This is a genomic window from Arthrobacter sp. PL16 (assembly GCF_035985055.1).
GTDB lineage: Bacteria > Actinomycetota > Actinomycetes > Actinomycetales > Micrococcaceae > Arthrobacter_D > Arthrobacter_D cheniae.
Genome location: NZ_JAXCIC010000007.1, coordinates 17,055 through 37,844 on the forward strand (window position 1 = coordinate 17,055; position 20,790 = coordinate 37,844).

Here is a 20,790-nt window from a genome sequence, read left to right on the forward strand (position 1 = left end):
ACGACAGGCGGCAAAAAAAGAGGGACCCGGAGGTCCCTCTTCTTCGTGGTCGTCCGTCTCCTAGGAGGCGAGGACCTCGTCGAGAACACTTGCGGCCTTCTCTTCGTCGGTCTTCTCCGCGAGTGCCAGCTCGGAGATGAGGATCTGGCGCGCTTTCGCGAGCATCCTCTTCTCACCAGCCGACAGTCCGCGGTCGTGATCGCGGCGCCAAAGGTCCCGGACTACTTCGGCGACCTTGATGACATCCCCGGAAGCGAGCTTCTCGAGGTTCGCCTTGTACCGCCGTGACCAGTTCGTCGGCTCTTCCGTGAATTCGGCTCGTAGGACGTCGAACACATGCTCGAGGCCTTCCTTGCCCACCACGTCGCGAACCCCTACGAGGTCAACGTTCTCTGCTGGTACCTCTATGGTCAGATCACCCTGTGCCACCTTGAGCTTGAGATACATCTTCTCTTCGCCCTTGATGACGCGCATCTTGATCTCTTCGATCTTCGCTGCGCCGTGGTGAGGGTAAACAACTGTTTCGCCAACCTCAAAAACCATGTGGACTTTCCCCTTTCCCGCCGGTCAGTTTATCACGGTGGCGACACGCCGATGGCGCGTTTTCGCAGGTCAGACGGCCGAAACAATCGCAATTGGCTATCATCGGCCCCTTGACGAAAAGCGCTTTTGGTGATCCGAGGGTCTCCGGGCCCGTGAAACCGACACCACGGTTCGACGGCGTAGCCGATAGTGTGTTCCGTAGGTCCGCACCGGATTCCGTCCCTGTCCCACCTGTTGAACACCAGGAGTTTGTGCTGTGAAGAATGCACCGAAGAACCGAGTGCAGCAGTCCGTTGCTGCCGGCGCCGTACTGATGATGCTGGGCGTCTCCGGCTGCAGCTTCACCGCAGAACAGTTCACGGCAACCCCCTATGCGCCCTCGGACGGCATCGTGAAGGACGTCGGGCCGGTGCTGCTGCGCAACATCCTGGTGGTCGGTCGTGACGACGAGACGGCAGGGCGCCTGATCGGAACCGTGTTCAACACCAGCGACGAGCCCGTCGATCTCTCCATCCGGGCAGGCGGGGCGTCGACGAGCGTCACCATAGAGGGCCAGGGCGAATTCAGGTTCGAGGACGAAACGGCAGATGACTCGACCCTCGAGGGGCTCCAGGACGTTCCCGGCTCCCTCATCGACGTCGACTTCGAGGTGGAGGGCGAGGACGCGACCTTCCAGGTTCCGGTCCTCGACGGGACGCTCGAGGAGTACCGCGAGTTCGTTCCGGGCGGCTACACGCCGCGCCCCAGCGAACCCGCCGCCACCGAAGAGGCCGCCGAGGGCGAATAGCTCCACGGCACCGACACACCACTGCCCGCCTCCGGACCATCGGAGGCGGGCAGTGTCATTTTCTACTCAGGGCTCGTACTTGTACCCCAGGCCGCGGACGGTGATGAGGTAGCGCGGGCTCGACGGATCCGGCTCAACCTTGCCGCGGAGCCTCTTGACGTGGACGTCCAGGGTCTTCGTGTCACCGACGTAGTCGGAACCCCAGACGCGGTCGATGAGCTGGCCCCGCGTGAGCACCCTGCCCGAGTTCCGGAGCAGCATCTCGAGCAGTTCGAACTCCTTCAGCGGGAGCGCCACCTGTTCGCCCTCGACGCTCACCACGTGCCGCTCGATGTCCATGCGGACGGGTCCGGCCTGGATGGTGTTCGAGATCAGCTCCTCGGGCTCCCCCTGGCGCCTGAGGACGGCGCGGATGCGGGCGACGAGTTCTCGGGACGAGTACGGCTTGGTCACGTAGTCGTCGGCACCGAGTTCCAGCCCCACGACCTTGTCGATCTCGGCGTCCTTGGCCGTCAGCATGATGACGGGGACGCTGGAGCGCTGGCGCAGCTGGCGGCAGACCTCCGTGCCTGAAAGCCCCGGCAGCTGGAGGTCCAGCAGCACGAGGTCCGCGCCGGAGCGGTCGAACTCGGTGATGGCGTCGAGGCCGTTGTCCACGACGGACACCTCGAAGCCTTCCTTGCCGAGGAGATAGGACAGCGGGTCGCTGAACGATTCCTCGTCCTCGACGATCAGAATACGGCTCAAGCCTTGACTCCCTGCTCATGGGCAGCGGTGCTGCCCTTCTTCACTGATTTCCTGTCGGAACCCTGCACTACGCCCTCCTTCGCGACGGCCGGAACGGACCCACCCGTGGCGGTGTCGTCATCGGCTGATACCTCCATCTCGGGGAGGCGGACCGTGAACGTGCTCCCCTGGCCTGCCTGGGACCACACCGTCACCTCACCACCGTGGTTGGACACGACGTGCTTGACGATGCTGAGGCCGAGTCCAGTTCCGCCCGTCTGTCGGGAGCGGGCGGCGTCGATGCGGTAGAAGCGCTCGAAAATGCGCTCCTGCTCCTCCGGTGTGATGCCAGTTCCCTGATCCGTCACCGAGACCTGCACGAGCCCGTCGCGCGACCGCACGCCGACACCCACGCGCGTGCCCTCGGGCGAATAGCGGATGGCGTTGTCGATCAGGTTGCGGAATGCCGTCATCAGCAGGTCTCGGTCGCCGTACACCGGGGCGGGAACCGAACCACCGACGACGATGTCGATCTGCTTGCTCTCGGCCGGCAGCTTGTTGCGGTCCACGGCCTCGGCGACCACGGCATTGATGTCCACGGCCTTGCCGCGACGGACGACGTCGGCGCCCTGCAGCCGGGAGAGTTCGATGATGTCCTGGACGAGGGCGGAGAGCCTGCCGGACTCCTTATGCATGCGCTGGGCGAAGCGGCGGACGGCGACCTCGTCCTCGGCGGCGTCCTGGATGGCCTCCGCGAGGAGGGAGATGGCGCCGACGGGGGTCTTCAGTTCGTGAGAGACGTTCGCGACGAAGTCGTTGCGGATCTCCTCGCTGCGGGTGATCTCCGTGCGGTCGTCGGCGAGGATCAGGATGTACTCGGCTCCTAGTGCCGCCACGCGGGCCTGCACCACGATGGTTCCCTGGCCGAACGGTCCGCGGGGAAGCTCGAGCTGCTGCTGCTCGATCACGCCGTCGCGCCGGACGCGGGCCGTGAGGTCGAGGAGTTCGGAGTGCACCACGGTGTGTCCGCGGACGAGGCCGAAGGCATACGCTGCGGGACTGGCCCGGACGACGCCGTCGATGGCGTCCACGATCACGTAGGCACGGCCGATGATGGACAGGACCTCGGCGGCGCCGTCGGGCAGGGATGGCTCGTCCTCGTAGAGGAGCCGGAGCCTCTGCGCCTCGCTTGCACGGAACGCCGCCATGCCGCTCACGCCGAGGCCCAGGCCTACCAGCCCGGCTACGAGCGTCAGGAGAAGGGGGTCCACGGACACAGCTTATGCTCTCCGAATTCCGACCCCACCCCATACGGTGGCAATAGGTCAGGGGTTCAACTAACGTTCACACAAAGCGGGGAAACAGTTCACCGCTGGCTGGAATGCTCGTCGGCAGAACTGTGGACACGGTTGCAGTCGAAACTTCCAGGGAGGGACCCCTACGTGCGTAAGGTTTTTCAGGCCGAGCTTCACCAGATCGGCGAGGAGCTCATCGAGATCTCGCAGCTGGTGTCCGAAGCCATCCAGAAGGCCAACAGCGCTTTCCAGGGTGCCGACACCGAGCTCGCGCAGGAAGTCATCGCCGCGGACGCGCGCATCGATTTCCTTCAGAACAGCCTCGATGAGCGCGCCATCGATATCCTCGCCCTGCAGGGCCCCGTGGCGTCCGACCTCCGGATGATCGTGGGCGCTCTGCGGATGAGCGCCTCCCTCGAGCGCATGGGCGATCTCGCCCGGCACGTGGCGCAGCTCGCCCGCCTGCGCTTCCCCGCGAACGTCATTCCCGAAAGCATCCGCGCCACGTTCGACGAGCTCGCCGAACTCGACGTGCAGATCGCGGCCAAGGTCACCGAACTCCTCGAGACGCGCAACCTCGCCCTGAGCAACGAGATCAACGCCGCCAACGCGCGCGTCAACGAACTGCACGCCAGCGTGTTCAAGGCCGTCGCCGCGGAGGACTGGAACCAGAACGCGCCGACCACCGTGGACGTCACGCTCGCGAGCCGCTACTACGAGCGCTTCGCCGACCACGGCGTCTCGGTGGCCCGCAAGGTCACCTACCTCGTCACCGGCGAGTGGCAGCCCAGCGCACCGCTGAACTGACGCCACCCGGAAGCAGGAACGACGGCGGCCCCCGGCCGCCGTCGTTCCTGTTCAGGCTGCTGGGTCAGTGCTTGCCCTGGTTCGCCACCGCTTCGATCGCTGCCGCTGCGGCGTCGGCGTCGAGGTAGGTGCCACCGGCCTTCACGGGCACCAGGTCGTCGTCGAGCTCGTACACCAGCGGGATGCCCGTGGGGATGTTGAGCGATGCGATGTCTCTGTCGCTGATCCCGTCGAGGTGCTTGACGAGCGCCCGCAGGGAGTTGCCGTGCGCGGCGATCAGGACGGTCCTGCCGGCCTTGATGTCCACCGTGATGTCGGACTCCCAGTACGGCAGGAAGCGGTCCAGGACATCCTTGAGGCACTCCGTGCGCGGCACGGCGTCCCCGAGGTCCGCGTAGCGCGGATCGTCGACCTGGGAGTACTCGCTCGCATCGTCGAGGGGCGGCGGCGGCGTGTCGTAGGACCGGCGCCATTCCATGAACTGCTTCTCGCCGTACTCGGCGAGGGTCTGGGCCTTGTCCTTGCCCTGCAGTGCGCCGTAGTGGCGCTCGTTCAGGCGCCAGTCGCGCTTGACGTCGATCCAGCTGCGGTCGGCCGCTTCGAGCGCGAGGTTCGCGGTGATGATGGCCCGCTTCTGCCGCGACGTGTAGACGATGTCGGGAAGGATGCCGGCCTCGGTGAGGAGATGACCGCCGCGGGTGGCTTCCTCGCGGCCCTTCTCGGTGAGGGCGACGTCCACCCATCCGGTGAAGAGGTTCTTCTCGTTCCATTCGCTCTGCCCATGACGCAGCAGGATCAGTGTGTAGGTCATGATTCCAGTCTGCCGCATCGGGCTGCGGCGGTCATGCCGGCTGCGTCGGGTGGCACCAGTGTTAAGCGCGTGCGCGTGGCCTACCCTTGACGGGTGCCTCCGCGACAGCGTCCCCCGAAGCCCCTGGGCACCATCACACGCGGCACCACGAACCCCAATCGGCTCCGTCGCGTGGACCGCTGGCTCGCCGGGCCGCAGTCCTTCCGGTTGCGCCGCGCGGGTGATCCGCTCGTTGTCGACCTCGGGTACGGGGCGGCCCCCGTGACCGCCGTCGAGCTCTATACGCGTCTACGGACGGTGCGCGACGACGTCGAGGTCGTGGGTATCGAGATAGACCCTGCGCGGGTGGCGGCTGCGAAGCCCCTGGCGCGGCCCGGCCTGAGCTTCCGGCAGGGCGGCTTCGAGCTGCCCCTCGACGGGCGGCGGCCCGTCGTCGTGCGTGCCTTCAACGTGCTCCGCCAGTACCGCGAGGACGAGTACGCGGCCTACTGGGACGAGGTCCGGGGACGGCTGGCGCCGGACGGGATCTTCGTCGACGGGACATGCGACGAGATCGGGCGACGATCTTCCTGGGCAGCTCTCGACGCCGGGGGTCCGGTGTCCCTGAGCATCTCCCTGAGGTTCGGCGCTTTCTCCCTGCCGTCCGACGTCGCCGAGCGGCTGCCCAAGGCGCTGATCCACCGGAACGTCGAGGGTGAGCGCGTGCATGCCTACCTGCGTGCGCTGGACCGGGCCTGGCTCGACGCCGCAGCCCTGTCATCCTTCGGGCACGGACAGCGATGGAGGGCGATGTGCGCTTCGGTGAAGGCGGACGGCTGGCCACTGCTGGATGGCCCCTCACGCTGGCGCCTCGGAGAGGTCACGGTGGCCTGGGAAGCGGTGAAGCCGGGCTAGCTGTTCCTACCAGGGACCGTAGGGCCCGGAGGTGCCGCCGCGACCCGAGGTCTGGCTGACGGCGGGCTTCACATCGGCCAGGTATACGCAGGCCGCGACGATCGCAATGATCTGGAACAGGTTGAAGCCTCCGCCGCCGAAGGCGGATAGCAGACCGACCACGACGGCGCCGCCGGTGAGGGCGAGCCAGAAGCCCTTGGTCCGCTTGAACGCGGCCTCGAACGCCGTGCCCGGATGGCGCACGCAGTCGATGAAGGCCCATACCTCGATACCCAGGGCTACGAAGCCGAGCGCGAAGTACAGGTAGTACTGAATTGCGTAAACGAGAGCCACGGGTCCAGCTTAGCGGGCCTGCTCGCAGCGGCGCACCGGTGATACCAGCCGCCCGGCGGGACGGGCGGCGAGGCGTACCAGCGCTTCCAGGAGTTCAGGGCCCGCCGTGGCGCCGGCCGGCTGCGACACGGAGTGCCTGGTCGAGGTCCGCCCAGAGATCGTCGGGGTTCTCGATGCCGACGGACAGTCGGACGAGAGCCTCGGGGACGGTCGTCGGCTCGGCCGGCTGGCGCCGTCGTCGCTCGACCAGCGACTCGACGCCGCCGAGGGATGTGGCGGGAAGCCAGAGCCGGACGGCCGCGACCAGGGCGTCCGCCGTCGCGACGTCGTCGAGCTCGATGCTGACAATTCCTCCGAAGCCGTTGAACTGGGCCGCGGCACGTTCGTGACCCGGGTCCGAGGCGAGGCCCGGATAACGCACGCGGCGGACGGCCGGGTGGTCGACCAGACGGTGGGCGAGCGCCGCGGCGGTCGTCTGGCTGCGGTCCATGCGGAGGGCGAGCGTCCGCAATCCGCGGAGCGCGAGCCACACCTCGAACGGTCCGGCGATAGCACCGTGCAGCGTCCGGTGCGCGAGGAGCCTGTCCCGGAGCGTGGCGTCCGAGGTGACGAGGGCTCCGAGGACGACGTCGGAGTGGCCCGCCAGCCACTTGGTGACGGAGTGCAGCACGACGTCGACCCCGGCGTCCAGCGGCCGGTGGACCATGGGGGTGTTGAAGGTGTTGTCGGCGACGACGACCGCGCCCATAGCGTGCGCGGCGTCCGTCAGGACGGACAGCTCGGCGACCTCGAGCATCGGGTTGGTGGGACTTTCGAGCCAGAGCATCACCTGCCCGGCGTCGAACCTGGCGGTGAGTGCCTCGAGTTCCGCGAGGACGGCGTCCGTATCGGCAATGTCCACGGTGCACAGTTCGAAGCGACCCTGGGCGGCGAGGTCCCCCGCAAGGCTGATGGAACCGGCGTAGGCGTGGCGCGGCATGACCACCGCGCCCCCGGTGGGGATCAGGGACAGTGCGGCCGCGGCCGCCCCGAGCCCGGACGCGAAGACGAGCGCCGGCAGCGTCGCATTCTCGAGGGCGCCGAGCGCTTCCTCGAAGGGGTCCCAGGTGGGATTCGAGCCACGGGCGTAGATACGGTCGCCGGCCTCCGGCGCGCGGGTCTCGTGGTAGGTCGTCGTGAGGACGATCGGCACATTGACGGGAGCATCGTGCTCCCTGGGCGGGCGTCCTGCCGCGACGGTGAGGGTGTCCGGGGCGAGGTCGGGGTGCTCGAGTGCCATGCCCAGAGCCTAGCGCCGGGGAGTCTTCTCCCCGGCAACTGTTACTGGGAGCAATGGTCACCGCCACTCGGTAGGCTTGGCGCGTGACCTATCCCCTCCCGCACGGGCTTCCCGGGCTGTTCATCGCGCTCGAGGGCGGTGACGGCGCCGGCAAGTCCACCCAGGCCGGCCTGCTGTGCCGGGCCCTCGAGGAGGGCGGCCGCACCGTGGTCCGTACGCGCGAACCAGGCGGCACCCCGATCGGCGAGAAGCTGAGGTCCCTCGTACTGGAGCACGGGCATGGTGATATCGATGCCCGGACCGAGGCGCTGATCTTCGCGGCCTCCCGCGCCGCGCACGTACAGCAGGTGATCGCGCCCGCACTGCGGCGCGGCGACGTGGTCGTCTGCGACCGGTACATCGACTCGTCGGTCGCCTACCAGGGAGCGGGCCGCAACCTCGGGCCGAGGTCCGTCCTCGACGTCAACCTGTGGGCCACCGAGGGGCTCCTGCCCGACCTCACGGTGCTTCTCGACGTCGCCCCTGCCGAGGGCCGCCGCCGCCGCACCGCCGGAGCGGCCGTCGAGGACCGCCTCGAATCGGAGCCCGATGATTTCCACGCGAGCATCCGGGACGCGTTCCTCGATCTCGCACGCGAGGAGCCCGAGCGCTACCTCGTCCTGTCCGCGGCCGGGACGCCCGAGGATCTGCACGTCGCCATCCTCGGAGCCCTCCCCGGGGTCTCCGCGTGAGTACGACGACACCCAGCCTCCCGTCGACCGGCGTCTGGGCGGACCTGCGCGGGCAGGAGCAGGTGGTGGAGCAGTTGCGCCGAGCCGCGGAGTCCGGCGCGCCGACCCACGCGTGGCTCTTCACGGGCCCGCCCGGCTCCGGCCGGTCCAACGCCGCACGCGCCTTCGCGGCGGCACTCCTCTGCGAGCGTGCATCCCTGAGCGAACGGGGGTGCGGAGCCTGCAAGGCGTGCCGAACGGTCCTCTCGGGAGTCCACGCGGACCTCACCAACGTCACGACGGAGAAAGTGACCATCAGCATCGACGAGGCCCGCGAGCTCGTCCGGAAGGCGCAGGACAAGCCGTCGACGGGTCGCTGGCGGATCATCATCGTCGAGGATGCCGACCGCATGCAGGAGCGCAGTACGAATGTGCTCCTCAAAGCCATCGAAGAACCCCCGCCCCGTACTATCTGGCTGCTGTGCGCGCCCAGTCCGGGCGATGTGCTCGTGACCATCCGCTCCCGCTGCCGGTCGGTGGGCCTCAGGTTGCCGCCGGTCCGGGACGTCGCCGAGTTGCTCGTGGCACGTGACGGGATCGACCCGGTGACGGCGGAGGCGGCAGCGCGGGCGGCGCAGAGCCACATCGGAATCGCGAAGAGGCTCGCCACCGACGACGGCGCTCGCGAACGCCGGAACCAGATCGTCCGGCTGCCGCTGACGCTGCACTCGGTCTCGGGCGCGATGCGCGCGGCCGCCGACCTCGTCAAGCTCGCCGAAGCGGAGGCCCAGAGCTCCTTCGAGCAACGAGACGCCGAAGAGAGGACCGCGCTTCTGGCGACCCTCGGCGCACCCGAGACCGGGACGCTGCCGCCGTCCCTGCGCGCCCAGATCAGGCGGCTGGAGGAGGACCAGACGCGACGGGCGAAGCGCTCGAAGAACGACTATTTCGACCGCGCCCTGACCGATCTCATCTCCTTCTACCGTGACGTGCTGATGCTCCAGGTCGCCAGCGGCCAGGCACTCGTGAACGAGCCGCTGCGACCCGAGCTCGAGGAATTCGCGCAGCGCGAGACCGCCGAGGACACCCTCCTCCGACTTGGGACGATCAACGAAGTCCGCACGCGGCTCGTCAGCACCAACGTGTCACCCCTTCTCGCCATCGAAGCGATGACGGTGAGCCTCCTGTCCCGGAAGGACCTCGACCGATGACCAGCGGACTGCCCGATTCCACCCGACCCCGGCCACGCCGTCGATCCCTGGTTCTCCTCGCCGGGTCCGCCGCCGTCGTGCTGGGCCTGACGGGGTGCACGCTACTCTCTCCCGCCGATCCCTCGAACCAGAGCGCCACGGGTGTCGAGACAGCCGATCCTGCCGCCGTGGGCGACGTGGACGAGGATCTGCGCAGCTTCTACGAGCAGGAGGTGCAGTGGGAGGACTGCGAGGAGGATTTCTCCTGCGCGACCATCGAGGTGCCGCTGGACTACAGCGATCCGGGACGCGGCGACATCGAGATCGCAGCCATCCGCGCGGACGCCACGAGCGAGGCGAAGGGCACCATCCTGATCAACCCGGGCGGGCCCGGCGCTTCTGGATTCAACATCGTGAAAGATTCCCTCGACTACGTCACGAGCGAGCGCCTGCGCGAGGACTACGACGTCCTCGGCTTCGACCCGCGCGGGGTCAACCGATCCACCCCGGTGACCTGCTACAACGACGCCGAACAGGATGCGGCGCGCCAGGAGTCCTACCCGGTGGATGCCTCCGAAGAGGAACTGCTCGCGCAGCTCGACGCCGAGGCCCAGGAGTACGCGGACCTCTGCGCGGAGCGCACCGGCGAGCTGCTCGGTTTCGTGGACACCGAGTCCGCTGCACGCGACATGGACATCCTGCGGGCGCTCGTCAGCGACCCGAAGCTCAACTACCTCGGCTTCTCCTACGGCACCCAGCTCGGTGCCACCTACGCGGATCTGTTCCCCGAACGGTCCGGCAGGCTGGTCCTCGACGGAGCCATCGACCCGTCATTGGACAATGAGCAGATCACCCTCGGCCAGGCCACCGGATTCGAGAACGCGGTCCGCGCGTACGTGGCGGACTGCCAGCAGCGGCAGGACTGCCCCTACACGGGCACGGTCGACGACGGCGTCCGACAGATCCAGGAGCTGTTCGCCGCGGTGGAGCGCGAGCCGATGACGGCGAAGGACGGGCGGCTCGTGCCGGTCTCCACCTTCGTCCAGGGCTTCATCCTGCCGCTCTACGACAACGGGAACTGGCCTACTCTCACGCAGGCCGTGACCGATGCCCTCGCCGGCGATCCGTCCAGCATGCTCTACCTCGCCGATCTGTCCGCCGAGCGACAGCCGGACGGAACGTACTCCTCGAACTCCACAGCCGCGTTCCTCGCCGTCAATTGCCTCGACTACCCCATGACGAGCGACCCCGGCGAGATGCGGGCGGACGAGCAGGAGCTGATCTCGGCGTCGCCGACCTTCGGCCGGTTCCTGGCCTTCGGTGGCGTGACCTGCGCACCGTGGGACTACCCGCCCGTTCTGGAACCCGCTCCGCTGGCTGCGGCGGGTGCTGACCCCATCGTCGTCATCGGCACGACGGGCGACCCCGCGACGCCCTACGAGTGGTCGACCGCCCTGGCCGAGCAGCTCGAGTCAGGCGTCCACGTCACCTGGGAGGGCGAGGGCCACACCGCCTACGGCCGGTCCAACGACTGCATCCTGGACCTCGTGGATGCCTACTTCATCGACGGAACGGTCCCCGAGGACGGCGCGCGCTGCTGATCCCACCCGGCTCCTACCCGACGCACCGTCCGACGGAAGCCATTGCTGAAGGTGGCACACCGAAGTCACCACGACGCCGGCTCCGACGGCGAGCCGTCCCGACTTCATGACAGGAACAGCCATTTTGACCGGGAGCCGAACCTACCTATAAAGTTGAGGCTTGTGGATCGGCCCGGGTATCGCCCGAACCGGGAAGCATTGCCTCCTTAGCTCAGTCGGTAGAGCGTCTCACTCGTAATGAGAAGGTCGCCAGTTCGACTCTGGCAGGAGGCTCCACCAAAGCCCCGGACGGTTCGCCCACCGGGGCTTTCGCGTGCCCGGCATCTTCACGAAGCGGACACCAAGCGACGTGGAAGGCACGCCGGCACCGCAACATGCGGCGGGTCCCCGAAGGCGCCCGCCACGTGCCGCCCAGATCGACGAGCCGGACCGAGCCGGACGGAAATCAGCTGAGCGCCGGACCGGACTCTGCGGACCCCGTCAGTTCACCGAGGAACGCGTGGCACTTCGCGGCACGTTCGGAGTCCTGGGCCATGACCTGCTCGAAGAAGTCCGCGATATCGTCGCGGCCTGCATTGCGGGCGTCACGGACGTACTGGCCGTAGTCGTGGCCGGCCTTCAGTGAGTGGTACTGCAGTGAGATGAGGTCGAATGAGACGTCGTCGAATCCGGTCTCGCCAGTAGCCATGAGGCACCTCCATGCTTGGTAGGAACAGGTGGCTTCAGGCTAGGTCGGGGTAATTCGGCGCGGCAACGCGCAATCGGGCTCCCTGAGTGCTCGCCCCCGTGCCAGGAGTCTGTTAGGCGTCGTCGCCCATGCATCCAGGACGAAGGAAAGAGCCGCCCCGGCAGTCCCGGAGCGGCTCTTGTCTGGTCCTGCAGGTCCTACCCGCAGAACTTCCTAGGCGAAGTCGGAGGTCGCCGGGTCTGCACCGATACGACCGGCCGCGCCCTTGTCGAGTCCATTGATCGCTTCGATGTCCTCGGCCTCGAGCTTCACATCGAGCGACTCCCAGTTCTCGATGATGCGCGACTCCGTGACGGACTTCGGGATCACGACGTTCCCGAGCGCGAGGTGCCAGGCGAGCACGACCTGCGCTGGAGTGGCGTTGCGCTTCTGCGCGATGTCCTGCAGCACTGCGTCGTCGAGCAGGCCCTTGCCGGAACCGATGGGTGACCACGATTCGTGGAGGATGCCCTTCTCCGCCTCGAATGCGCGAAGCTCCGTCTGGCTCAGGTAGGGGTGGGTCTCCACCTGGTTGATGACCGGGACCACGCCCGTGGCGTCGATGATCTCCGTGAGGGCCTCGACGGTGAAGTTCGAGACTCCGATGCTCTTCACGCGGCCCTGCTTCTGCAGTTCGATGAACGCCTTCCACGAGTCCAGGTACTTGCCCTGCTTGGGCTGCAGCCAGTGGATCAGGTAGAGGTCGAGGGTCTCGAGGCCGAGGCGGTCCATGGAAGCGTCGAACGCCTTGAGCGTGGTGTCGTAGCCCTGGTCGGCGTTCCACAGCTTCGTGGTGATGAACATCTCGTCGTGGCTCAGGCCCGATGCGGCGATAGCGCGTCCCACGCCCGCTTCGTTCCCGTAGATCTTTGCGGTGTCGATGTGGCGGTATCCGGCCTTGAAGGCCTTTCCTACGACATCCTCGGCAACATTGTCCTCAACCTGCCACACGCCGTAGCCGAGCTGCGGGATGGTGTGACCGTCGTTGAACGTAAGGTTTGGTGATGTAGTCATATAGGCGGGAACCAACGGTGGTGCCCATTTATTTCTGTTCCCCCTGACAACTATCAGCCTGCGTGGTATTTCCTCCGCTTGGTGGGACGCCGGCGGGCCCGACCGGCGGCGGCGAGGTGCGGGATGCGGATTACGGACGGTCCGACACGGAACGCCCTGCATGACGACGCCTACCGTTATGCGTTCCGGCGCTCATTGTCCGCGCGGCTCTCCTCGGTGGCAGCGGTTGACGCGGTCGAAGCAGTCGAAGCAGTCGAAGCAGTGTCCACGGGCGACATCAGCGAGCGCACGACGCTCGGGACCGACGCCGCGTCGCGGCACCTCCAGCTGATCGCCGCCGCTCGCGCATCCCTCGAACGCTACCTGCCGCCGTCGCTCCCTCCCCGCATCAGGGGGAACAGCAGCTTGCAGGCGGCGCTCGCCGCCCTCCCTCCGAGTGAGCGCGAGTTACTGCTCCTGCGCTACTGGGACAGTCTCGGTGCAGAGGACGCCGGCCGGGCAGCGGGCGAGGACGCCGGGCGGCTCCCCTCCGTGCTCGCGGCCTGTGTTCGCCTGATGTCGCCTCCAGTGGGATCGCCCGCGGCCTTCGTCGTCGTCCTCGAATCGGCCGACCCCGCGCTCTCGGTGACGCAGGACGAGCTCGAGCGCAGCCGCCGCGCTCTACCCTCGAGGCCGGGCATCGGCCCTGCGGCGAAGCTCGCCGGAGTTGCGTCCTTCGCGCCACAGAAGGAGTTTCCCGACCCTGGCAGGATGCGCGACGACAACCAGGGACCCGTGCGTGGAGGCCGAAAGCTCCAGGCGATCATCGGCGCCGTGTGCCTGGTTGCCCTCGTGGTGGCCCTGGCAACAGCCCTCATCCCCCGTACGGAACCGGGTCCCGCGGGTGAGCTGGAGCGCCTCTACGAGCTGGCCGACGTCGTCGCCGTCCTGTCCGCGTCCAGCGTCGAACCGACCCTGGTCTCCAACGAAGTGAGGATGCGGCAGAGCGCGTCCGTCGTTCAGATCGTCAAGGGCCAGGAGGAAGAGAATCCGCTGATCGTAGATGTCACCGGTCGCAGCACGCTCGAGCGCCCGTACAGCCGGAACTTCTTCCCGCCCCACCAGATCATGTTCCTCACGCGCGGTCAGGACGGCATCCTGGCTCCCATCGAGGGCGAGGGTTCCGTACTCACGCTCAGCGACCTTCGGACACCCGAGGTGACGACGACGGCAGGTGATCCGGTACCGATGCCTGCGGAGCTACGCGCCGCCATCGATGGCCTACCGGAGGACCAGCTCACGTTGGCCACGAGCGGGCAGGCACCGGGATCGCTCGATGCGGACTCGATCATCGGCATCCGACCGGACGAGGGGCGGGACACCCAGAACCTGCCGGGCGACCTCCTCGGCACCTTCCGGGGGGAGTACGAGGACAACGACGCCTGCTTCACCTTCGACTTCAACGGCCGAACCGTACTCATCCGCTGGCCCGAGGGCTTTTCCGCCTACTACCGGGAGCGAAGCGACGCGGATGGTGATTCCGCAGCGGATGCGCGCATCCTGACCGTGCTCAATGAGCGCGGCTACCCCTACGTGGACCACAACCGGCAGACACCGTTCATCCGCGGGTTCCCGACCGGCGAACGCGGCGCATGCCTCGGCCAGGAGCTCGAGGTCTGGGACATCGCGGTGGCCCCTGCAAGCACACTGCTGTTCTACTGACCTGACCGTTCGGTACAGCTAGCGGCCGTCGGGCATCGCCCGCTCGGCTTCCTCCACGTCGTCGGCTACCAGCTGGGCCCGACGCCGGACGTTGTCGACGCCCGACGACGCGATACCCCAGCGTTCGCCGTCGAGCCTGGTCATGGCGGCGGCCTCCGCCGTCGTCGCCAGTGTGTTGCCCGCCCGGGACAGCGCCCGGTGCACCCGCATCAGGGCGCCCGGGATGTCGAGCCCCGTGCTCGGGGCCGACGACTGCGCACTCACGCAGATGGACCTCACGCGCGGCAGCATGGCACCGAGTTCGTTGGCGATGACCACGAGTTCGTTGTAGACGTCGTCGTCCTCGATGCCCTCGAGGACTTGGTGATAGCGGTCGAGGCCGCGGCGGAATCGGTCATGGGCGCGTCGCCACACACCCGTACCCAGTTCGGCGTCGTCCTTCCGTCCCTGCCGCGCCGCCGCGAAGAATGCCACCTGCGCTACAGGTACTGGCCGGGCCCGTGGCTGTCCAGCGGAGGCGCCGGTGCCTTGCGGGCAGGCAGGGTTCGCTTCGGTTCGCCGTCCGGACCGATGACGACGCCGGGTGCGATGACCGTGCCAGGAGGCAGTTCGCGGAGCTGGAGGCGGGCGGCCAACTGCTGGTTGACCATCTGCTGGGCCGCGAGCGCCGTCTGGATGCCGTGGAAGAGTCCTTCCAGCCACCCGACGAGCTGCGCCTGCGCCACGCGCAGTTCGGCGTCAGTAGGGACTGCCTCGTGGTCGAAGGGCAGATTGATGCGGTGCAGCTCCTCCACCAGCTCCGGTGCGAGACCGTCCTCGAGCTCCTTCACGGACCGCTCGTGGATGGCGGCGAGGCGGGTGCGGCCGGCGTCGTCGAGCGGCGCCGTGCGGACCTCCTCCAGCAACTGCTTGAGCATGGTGCCGATACGCATGACCTTGGCGGGTTCATCGACGAGGTCCGCGAGCGATACCGGCCGCTGGTCCCCCGAGGCCGGCCGCTGGTCCGCCGACGCCGCGGGAGCGTTGGTGGAGGGCGGGTCAGGAGTAGCCGACGGAGTCCCGGGAGCGGGATCGAAGGGACTTGCTGGCTGCTGTTCCGTCATGACGCTATGCTCCCACAACGCCGGGAGCCGGGCAGGAACCCGGTCCGCTCCCGGGCCCTGGAGCCGCTCCAGGACATAACAGGTATCCAGCGCGCCCTGGCGGCGGAGACATGGTTCTGCCGTGGTTCAGGATGCTCGCCAGCACGACGAAACCCGGCGCTCCTCGCGGGAGCGCCGGGTTTCATGGTGTCAATCTTATGGGCGCTGTCAGCAGCAGCGGCCCTCCGGGTTCGCGTCCTGGCGGTCGGTCTTGTCCCGCCAGAACTCGCGCTCGGTCATGGGCAGGCCGCCGGCATGGGTGCGCTCGTGGTGGTCGAGGTACGTCTGGTAGGCGTTCTCCCCCATGACCCCCTTGAACACCCAGGCCAGTTCGCGCACCGTATCGCGAGCGCGGTGGAGGACCTGTGGCACGGCCATCAGTGGCCCGTCCTCGCAGGTCGCTTGCCCGGCTCCAGTGCCGCCCACTGTGCCTCCAGCTCCTTCTCTGCCGGAGAGGCGATGAGACCGGCAGGCGCGAAGGTGCGCGACGGCACCGCAGCGTCCTCGTTCTCCTTGCCGCCGCCGTGCCGGTAGGCCCGGATGGTGGCAAGGATCGCCGTCAGGATGACGATGATGGCGAGCACCACGAAGAAGATCGACAACGTGCCCTGGATGAACGTGTTGCGGACCACGGCCTCCATCGCGGCGACGGTCGTGGCAGTGCCGAAGCTCTCCTCACCGGCGGCCAACGCGTTCTTGAAGGCCGTGTGCTGCGCCCAGTAGCCGATCGCGGGAGTGGACGAGAAGATCTTCTGGAACGACGCCGTGATGGTCACCACCGACGCGAAGGCGAGTGGGAGTGCCGGGATCCACAGGAACCGGAAGAGGCCCTTCTTCGCGCAGATCGCCATGCAGACGGCGAGCGCGATAGCTGCGAGCAACTGGTTCGCGATGCCGAAGAGCGGGAAGAGCGTGTTGATGCCGCCGAGCGGATCGGTGACGCCCATGATGAGGATCGCCCCCCAGCCTGCCACCATGATGGCCGTGCAGATCCACGCCCCGGCTCGCCAGGAGGTGTCGCGGAAGCGGGGCACGAAGTTGCCGATGCTGTCCTGCAGCATGAAGCGTGCCACGCGGGTTCCGGCGTCGACCGCGGTGAGGATGAACAGCGCCTCGAACATGATGGCGAAGTGGTACCAGAACGCCATCATCCCGGAACCGCCGAAGACGCCCTGCATGATCTGGGCGATGCCGACGGCGAGGGTCGGTGCTCCACCCGTGCGGGAGACGATCGACTCCTCACCGACATTGGAGGCCATGGTGCTCAGGGCTTCCTGCGTGAGGTTGACGCCGGTGAGTCCGAGACCGTTGACGAAGGCGACTGCTCCCTCGATGGTGCCACCCGTTGCGGCCGCCGAGGAGTTCATGGCGAAGTAGATGCCGCGATCGATCGACAGGGCCGCGACGAGCGCCATGATGGCGACGAAGGACTCCATGAGCATGCCGCCGTACCCGATGAAGCGGGTCTGGCGTTCTTTCTCGATCATTTTCGGGGTGGTGCCCGAGGCGATCAGCGCATGGAACCCGGAGAGGGCGCCACAGGCGATGGTCACGAAGAGGAAGGGGAACAGGGTGCCCGCGACGACGGGTCCGGTTCCGGACGTCGCGTAGGGGGTGATGGCGGGGACGCTGATCTCCGGGCGGGTGATGACGATCGCGACGGCGAGCATCACGATGGTGCCGATCTTCATGAAGGTGGAGAGGTAGTCGCGCGGTGCGAGCAGGAGCCAGACCGGCAGGATCGCGGCGATGAATCCGTAGATGATGATGCCCCAGGCAATGGTGATGCGGTCCAGCGTGAACAGCTCCACACCCCAGGCCGTCTCGGAGATCCAGCCGCCGCCGATGATGGCGAGCAGCAGGAGGGCGAAGCCGATGAGGGACACCTCGGTGACCCGCCCGGGACGCAGGAAGCGCAGGTACACGCCCATGAAGAGGGCGATCGGGATGGTCATCGAGACGGAGAACACGCCCCACGGGCTCTCTCCGAGGGCGTTCACGACGACGAGCGCCAGGATGGCGACGATGATGATCATGATGGCGAGGGTGGCGATCAGCGCAGCGGTACCGCCGATGACTCCGAGCTCTTCGCGGGCCATCTGGCCGAGGGAACGGCCGCCACGGCGCATCGAGAAGAACATGACGAGGTAGTCCTGGACGGCGCCCGCGAAGATGACGCCGATGATGATCCAGAGCGTTCCGGGCAGGTAGCCCATCTGCGCTGCGAGCACCGGGCCCACGAGCGGTCCTGCTCCTGCGATGGCGGCGAAATGGTGGCCGTAGAGCACACGCCGATCCGTTGCCGCGTAGTCCTTGCCGTCAGCCTTGTACTCGGCGGGAGTCGCGCGCCGGTCATCGGGCTTGAGGAGGTTCCGCTCGATGAACTTCGAGTAGAACCGGTACGCGATGAGGTACGTACAGACGGCGGCGAAGACGAACCACACGGCGTTGACGGTTTCACCGCGGACGATGGCCAGCATCGTCCATGCGATAGCTCCGAGGAGGGCGATGCCGACCCAGAGTGCGATCCTGGCCGGTGTCCAACGGCGGTCTTCTGCTTCAGCCTGCTGCGCGTCGACGGCGACCGCGGGCAGGTCGGGATCCGTCACCAGCACGTCATCGTGCCGGTGGGACCCGTTCTGCTTCTTACTCATGATGCTCCTCGAGTGCGAGTGTGTGATGCACACGAAGGTAGCAACCTAGTGAGGCCCGCGTCACATGGCAAGCCTGCCAGTCACCAGGATGCGCCGAACGCGCACCGACCTGCGCCGAACGGCCGGGCCTTCGGGTGGCACCCGGTCAGGAACCTGGGTGTTCGCCGTCGGAACCGCCTTCGAGCACAGCGGGAGGTTCGTCGTCGTCGTTCGCATTCATGCCCTCGCTGATGCTCGAGTGCGTCCTCGTGCGACCGTCGGCGGGTTCGTCCGCGTCATCCGTCGGTCCGTTGTCGATGCCGTCGGGCACCTGGTCGCCGAGGTTCTCGGCAAAGCTGTCGGCGGCCTGTGCAAGACCGCCCTCGTGTTCCGCGTGGCCGTGATCCGTAGTGTCCACCGCTGCGCTCCTTCCGTTGTCCGTCCTGCCAGCCTCGCACAGTGCCGCAGTGCTCGAAAGCATGCCGATGATCGTCTGTGACTCCCCGTCGGGACGCGGACGGGAGTAAGGTTGGTCGGTGGTATTTCGCCACCCGATGCCAGCGGCGCCGTCGATCCCTCCGACCGGGAGCCGCAGTCCGTGACCCTCCTCCGCGACCTCGTGAGCATGGCTCCATCCGCCCGCGACCACCACCCCGCGCTTCGCTGCGCCGTCGGCGTGGGCATCCCGCTGCTGGCTGTCCTGCTGTTGGGACGGCTCGACCTCGCGGTGTTCGCGACCTTCGGTGCATTCGCCGGCATCTACGGACGGAACGAACCGCACCGCCGTCGCCTCGCCACCCAGCTGCGCGGCGGTGGCCTCATGCTCGCAGTGGTCCTCGTGGCTGCGCTGACGGCCCGGGCCGACGTCGGGCCGTGGGGCCTGGTCCTGCTTGCAAGCGTGGTCGCCGGGCTCGGCACCTTCCTCGCAGGGCTGTTCCGCCTCCGGCCGGGGGGCTCCCTGTTCCATATCTTCGCCTTCGCGGCGATCGCCTCCGTGCCCGCGCAACCACCCCTGTGGCAGGGGATCACGACGGCGGCGGCAACCGTGGTCATCGCCGTGGTCCTCGGACAGGCCGGGAACCTGTGGCCGAGGTACCGGACGGCATGGCTGCGGCACACGCCGGCCGACCGGATCACCTCCCGGCACATCGCGTCCCTCGCCAGGGAGTCCGGGCTCTATCTCGCTGCCGCCCTCCTGGCCGGGAGCCTGGCCACGCTGCTCGGCATCGGCCACACGTACTGGGCCATGGTCGCCGCGACCGTGCCGCTCGTGGGACAGTCCGCACGGGCGCGCGTGACCAGGGGCCTGCAGCGCATCCTCGGGACGTTCGCCGGTCTGGTCCTGACGGCGCTGATCCTGCTCCCGGACCTTGAAGCCTGGCAGCTCGTTCTCGTGATCGCCGTCGCCCAATTCGCGGCGGAGATGTTCATCCTGCGGCAATACGCCCTCGCCCAGGCCTTCGTGACACCCCTGGCCCTCGTCGCCACGGAACTGGCGCACCCGACCGACGCAACCGTGCTCCTCGCCGATCGCGCGGTCGAGACCCTGATCGGGGCGTTCGTCGGCATAGCGCTGGTGCTCGCGCTGCATCTGCGGCAACGCGCTTCCAGGGAACCCGTCTAGTCCATCGTCAGCAGGATCTTGCCGGTGTGGGCCCCGGCGTCGAAGTAGGTGTGCGCTTCCGCCACCTGCGCGAGCGGGAAGGTCCGGTCCACGAAGGGGCGGACGGCACCGGACGCGACCAGCGGCCATACCCGGTCCTCGACGGCAGCCAGGATGGCCGCCTTCTCCGCTGAAGGACGACCCCGGAGGGTCGTACCGGCCACACTTGCACGCTTGCCCATGAGCACCCCGAGGTTCAGTTCCGCGGTCGCACCGCCCTGCAGTCCGATGACGACGAGGCGCCCGCCGGTCGCGAGGGACTCGATGTTGCGGGCAAGATATTCCGCTCCGACGACGTCGAGGATCACGTCCACTCCGCGACCGTCCGTCGCGGCCTTCACCCTCGCGACGAAGTCCTCGTCCCGATAGTTGATCAGGGTGCGCACACCCAGCGACCGGGCGACGTCGAGCTTCGCCGCCGATCCCGCAGTCACGTGGGGCACGGCGCCGAGGGCAAGGCTCACCTGGATCGCCATGACGCCGATGCCCCCGGACGCGCCATGGATGAGGATGTCATCGCCCGCTGCGAGTCCGGCCTGCAGCACGAGGTTCGACCACACCGTCGCGGCCGTCTCGGGAAGGCCTGCTGCCTCCACGAGTCCCACGCCGTCGGGCGCTCCAACCACCTGCCCGGCAGGCACTGCCACCCGCTCCGCGTAACCTCCGCCGGAGAGAAGCGCGACGACGGCGTCCCCCACGCGGAAGCGGGAGCGACCGGCGTCGGCGACACGACCGGATACCTCGAGGCCCGGAATGTCGGATGCCCCGGCGGGCGGCGGGTAGAGGCCCCGCCGCTGCTGCACGTCGGCCCGGTTCAGTCCTGCCGCGACGACGTCGATGAGGACATACCCTTCGGCCGGGACGGGGTCCGGAACGTCCTGAACGGCGAGTACCTCCGGTCCGCCGGCACCCCTGATCACCACTGCTCGCATGT

The 20,790-nt window shown here is 67.8% G+C and carries 22 protein-coding genes and 1 tRNA gene; 9 read left to right on the top strand and 14 right to left on the bottom strand.

Annotated elements, in window-relative coordinates; translation table 11 throughout:
• Positions 1-60: 60 nt before the first annotated feature.
• Positions 61-543: a CarD family transcriptional regulator gene (locus RCH21_RS13670; RefSeq protein WP_028280415.1), complete on the bottom strand. Its 483-nt coding sequence runs from the start codon at positions 541-543 to the stop codon at positions 61-63.
• Between the two features lie 256 nt (positions 544-799).
• Between RCH21_RS13670 and RCH21_RS13675 the strand changes: the two genes are divergently transcribed.
• Positions 800-1,330: a hypothetical protein gene (locus RCH21_RS13675; RefSeq protein WP_326964866.1), complete on the top strand. Its 531-nt coding sequence runs from the start codon at positions 800-802 to the stop codon at positions 1,328-1,330.
• A 66-nt stretch (positions 1,331-1,396) separates the two neighbouring features.
• Here the strand turns inward: RCH21_RS13675 and RCH21_RS13680 are convergent, their stop codons facing one another.
• Positions 1,397-2,077: a response regulator transcription factor gene (locus RCH21_RS13680; protein WP_120148500.1), complete on the bottom strand. Its 681-nt coding sequence runs from the start codon at positions 2,075-2,077 to the stop codon at positions 1,397-1,399.
• Complete coding sequence (locus tag RCH21_RS13685; protein ID WP_220725907.1) at positions 2,074-3,327, bottom strand: sensor histidine kinase; 1,254 nt, start codon at positions 3,325-3,327, stop codon at positions 2,074-2,076. The genes RCH21_RS13680 and RCH21_RS13685 overlap by 4 nt, the downstream gene beginning before the upstream one ends.
• A 171-nt stretch (positions 3,328-3,498) precedes the next feature.
• Here RCH21_RS13685 and phoU point away from each other — a divergent pair, with 171 nt between their 5' ends.
• Positions 3,499-4,158, top strand: a complete 660-nt coding sequence (gene phoU / locus RCH21_RS13690) for a phosphate signaling complex protein PhoU (protein WP_326964867.1) — start codon at positions 3,499-3,501, stop codon at positions 4,156-4,158.
• Positions 4,159-4,222: 64 nt separating this feature from the next.
• Here the strand turns inward: phoU and RCH21_RS13695 are convergent, their stop codons facing one another.
• On the bottom strand, positions 4,223-4,969 hold the full coding sequence (locus RCH21_RS13695; RefSeq protein WP_326964868.1) for a phosphoglyceromutase: 747 nt from the start codon (positions 4,967-4,969) through the stop codon (positions 4,223-4,225).
• 93 nt (positions 4,970-5,062) lie between these two features.
• Between RCH21_RS13695 and RCH21_RS13700 the strand changes: the two genes are divergently transcribed.
• Complete coding sequence (locus RCH21_RS13700; RefSeq protein WP_326964869.1) at positions 5,063-5,863, top strand: class I SAM-dependent methyltransferase; 801 nt, start codon at positions 5,063-5,065, stop codon at positions 5,861-5,863.
• Between the two features lie 6 nt (positions 5,864-5,869).
• Here RCH21_RS13700 and RCH21_RS13705 read toward each other — a convergent pair whose 3' ends face one another.
• A complete protein-coding gene (locus RCH21_RS13705) occupies positions 5,870-6,196 on the bottom strand; it encodes a DUF2516 family protein (RefSeq protein ID WP_120148504.1) in 327 nt (108 codons plus the stop codon).
• A 94-nt stretch (positions 6,197-6,290) separates the two neighbouring features.
• Positions 6,291-7,475: a trans-sulfuration enzyme family protein gene (locus RCH21_RS13710; RefSeq protein ID WP_326964870.1), complete on the bottom strand. Its 1,185-nt coding sequence runs from the start codon at positions 7,473-7,475 to the stop codon at positions 6,291-6,293.
• 83 nt (positions 7,476-7,558) lie between these two features.
• Between RCH21_RS13710 and tmk the strand changes: the two genes are divergently transcribed.
• From tmk to RCH21_RS13730, 4 genes are all read left to right on the top strand, one after another.
• Positions 7,559-8,206 carry a dTMP kinase gene (gene tmk, locus RCH21_RS13715; protein WP_326964871.1) on the top strand — a complete coding sequence of 216 codons (648 nt, stop codon included), beginning with the start codon at positions 7,559-7,561 and terminating at the stop codon, positions 8,204-8,206.
• Positions 8,203-9,396, top strand: coding sequence for a DNA polymerase III subunit delta' (locus tag RCH21_RS13720; RefSeq protein ID WP_326964872.1), 1,194 nt, complete (start codon positions 8,203-8,205; stop codon positions 9,394-9,396). Before tmk ends, RCH21_RS13720 begins: the two co-directional genes overlap by 4 nt.
• Positions 9,393-10,976, top strand: a complete 1,584-nt coding sequence (locus RCH21_RS13725) for an alpha/beta hydrolase (protein WP_326964873.1) — start codon at positions 9,393-9,395, stop codon at positions 10,974-10,976. Before RCH21_RS13720 ends, RCH21_RS13725 begins: the two co-directional genes overlap by 4 nt.
• 200 nt (positions 10,977-11,176) lie before the next feature.
• Positions 11,177-11,252 (top strand) — tRNA-Thr (locus RCH21_RS13730).
• 169 nt (positions 11,253-11,421) lie between these two features.
• On the opposite strand, the gene RCH21_RS13735 is transcribed toward RCH21_RS13730, so the two are convergent.
• Both RCH21_RS13735 and RCH21_RS13740 read right to left on the bottom strand, forming a co-directional pair.
• Positions 11,422-11,664 carry a hypothetical protein gene (locus RCH21_RS13735; RefSeq protein ID WP_026548814.1) on the bottom strand — a complete coding sequence of 81 codons (243 nt, stop codon included), beginning with the start codon at positions 11,662-11,664 and terminating at the stop codon, positions 11,422-11,424.
• A gap of 213 nt (positions 11,665-11,877) precedes the next feature.
• A complete protein-coding gene (locus RCH21_RS13740; RefSeq protein WP_326964874.1) occupies positions 11,878-12,717 on the bottom strand; it encodes an aldo/keto reductase in 840 nt (279 codons plus the stop codon).
• Between the two features lie 123 nt (positions 12,718-12,840).
• On the opposite strand from RCH21_RS13740, the gene RCH21_RS13745 reads away from it, so the two are divergent.
• The gene (locus RCH21_RS13745; protein ID WP_326964875.1) at positions 12,841-14,418 is read left to right on the top strand and encodes a hypothetical protein; all 1,578 of its coding nucleotides are present in this window, start codon (positions 12,841-12,843) and stop codon (positions 14,416-14,418) included.
• 18 nt (positions 14,419-14,436) lie between these two features.
• Here RCH21_RS13745 and RCH21_RS13750 read toward each other — a convergent pair whose 3' ends face one another.
• The 5 genes from RCH21_RS13750 to RCH21_RS13770 all read right to left on the bottom strand — a co-directional run bounded on the left by RCH21_RS13750 (position 14,437) and on the right by RCH21_RS13770 (position 18,611).
• On the bottom strand, positions 14,437-14,892 hold the full coding sequence (locus RCH21_RS13750) for a hypothetical protein (RefSeq protein ID WP_326964876.1): 456 nt from the start codon (positions 14,890-14,892) through the stop codon (positions 14,437-14,439).
• Between the two features lie 5 nt (positions 14,893-14,897).
• Positions 14,898-15,521, bottom strand: coding sequence for a bacterial proteasome activator family protein (locus tag RCH21_RS13755; protein WP_326964877.1), 624 nt, complete (start codon positions 15,519-15,521; stop codon positions 14,898-14,900).
• Positions 15,522-15,728: 207 nt separating this feature from the next.
• Positions 15,729-15,938: a YbdD/YjiX family protein gene (locus tag RCH21_RS13760; RefSeq protein ID WP_326964878.1), complete on the bottom strand. Its 210-nt coding sequence runs from the start codon at positions 15,936-15,938 to the stop codon at positions 15,729-15,731.
• Positions 15,938-18,214: a carbon starvation CstA family protein gene (locus RCH21_RS13765; RefSeq protein WP_120148513.1), complete on the bottom strand. Its 2,277-nt coding sequence runs from the start codon at positions 18,212-18,214 to the stop codon at positions 15,938-15,940. Before RCH21_RS13765 ends, RCH21_RS13760 begins: the two co-directional genes overlap by 1 nt.
• Before the next feature lie 145 nt (positions 18,215-18,359).
• Complete coding sequence (locus RCH21_RS13770; RefSeq protein ID WP_120148514.1) at positions 18,360-18,611, bottom strand: hypothetical protein; 252 nt, start codon at positions 18,609-18,611, stop codon at positions 18,360-18,362.
• Between the two features lie 111 nt (positions 18,612-18,722).
• Between RCH21_RS13770 and RCH21_RS13775 the strand changes: the two genes are divergently transcribed.
• Entirely contained in the window at positions 18,723-19,817 is a 1,095-nt protein-coding gene (locus RCH21_RS13775; protein ID WP_326964879.1) for an FUSC family protein, read from the top strand.
• Here the strand turns inward: RCH21_RS13775 and RCH21_RS13780 are convergent.
• Positions 19,814-20,788 carry an NAD(P)H-quinone oxidoreductase gene (locus RCH21_RS13780; RefSeq protein WP_326964880.1) on the bottom strand — a complete coding sequence of 325 codons (975 nt, stop codon included), beginning with the start codon at positions 20,786-20,788 and terminating at the stop codon, positions 19,814-19,816. The two genes, RCH21_RS13775 and RCH21_RS13780, sit on opposite strands and share 4 nt — an antisense overlap.
• Between the last annotated feature and the right edge of the window lie 2 nt (positions 20,789-20,790).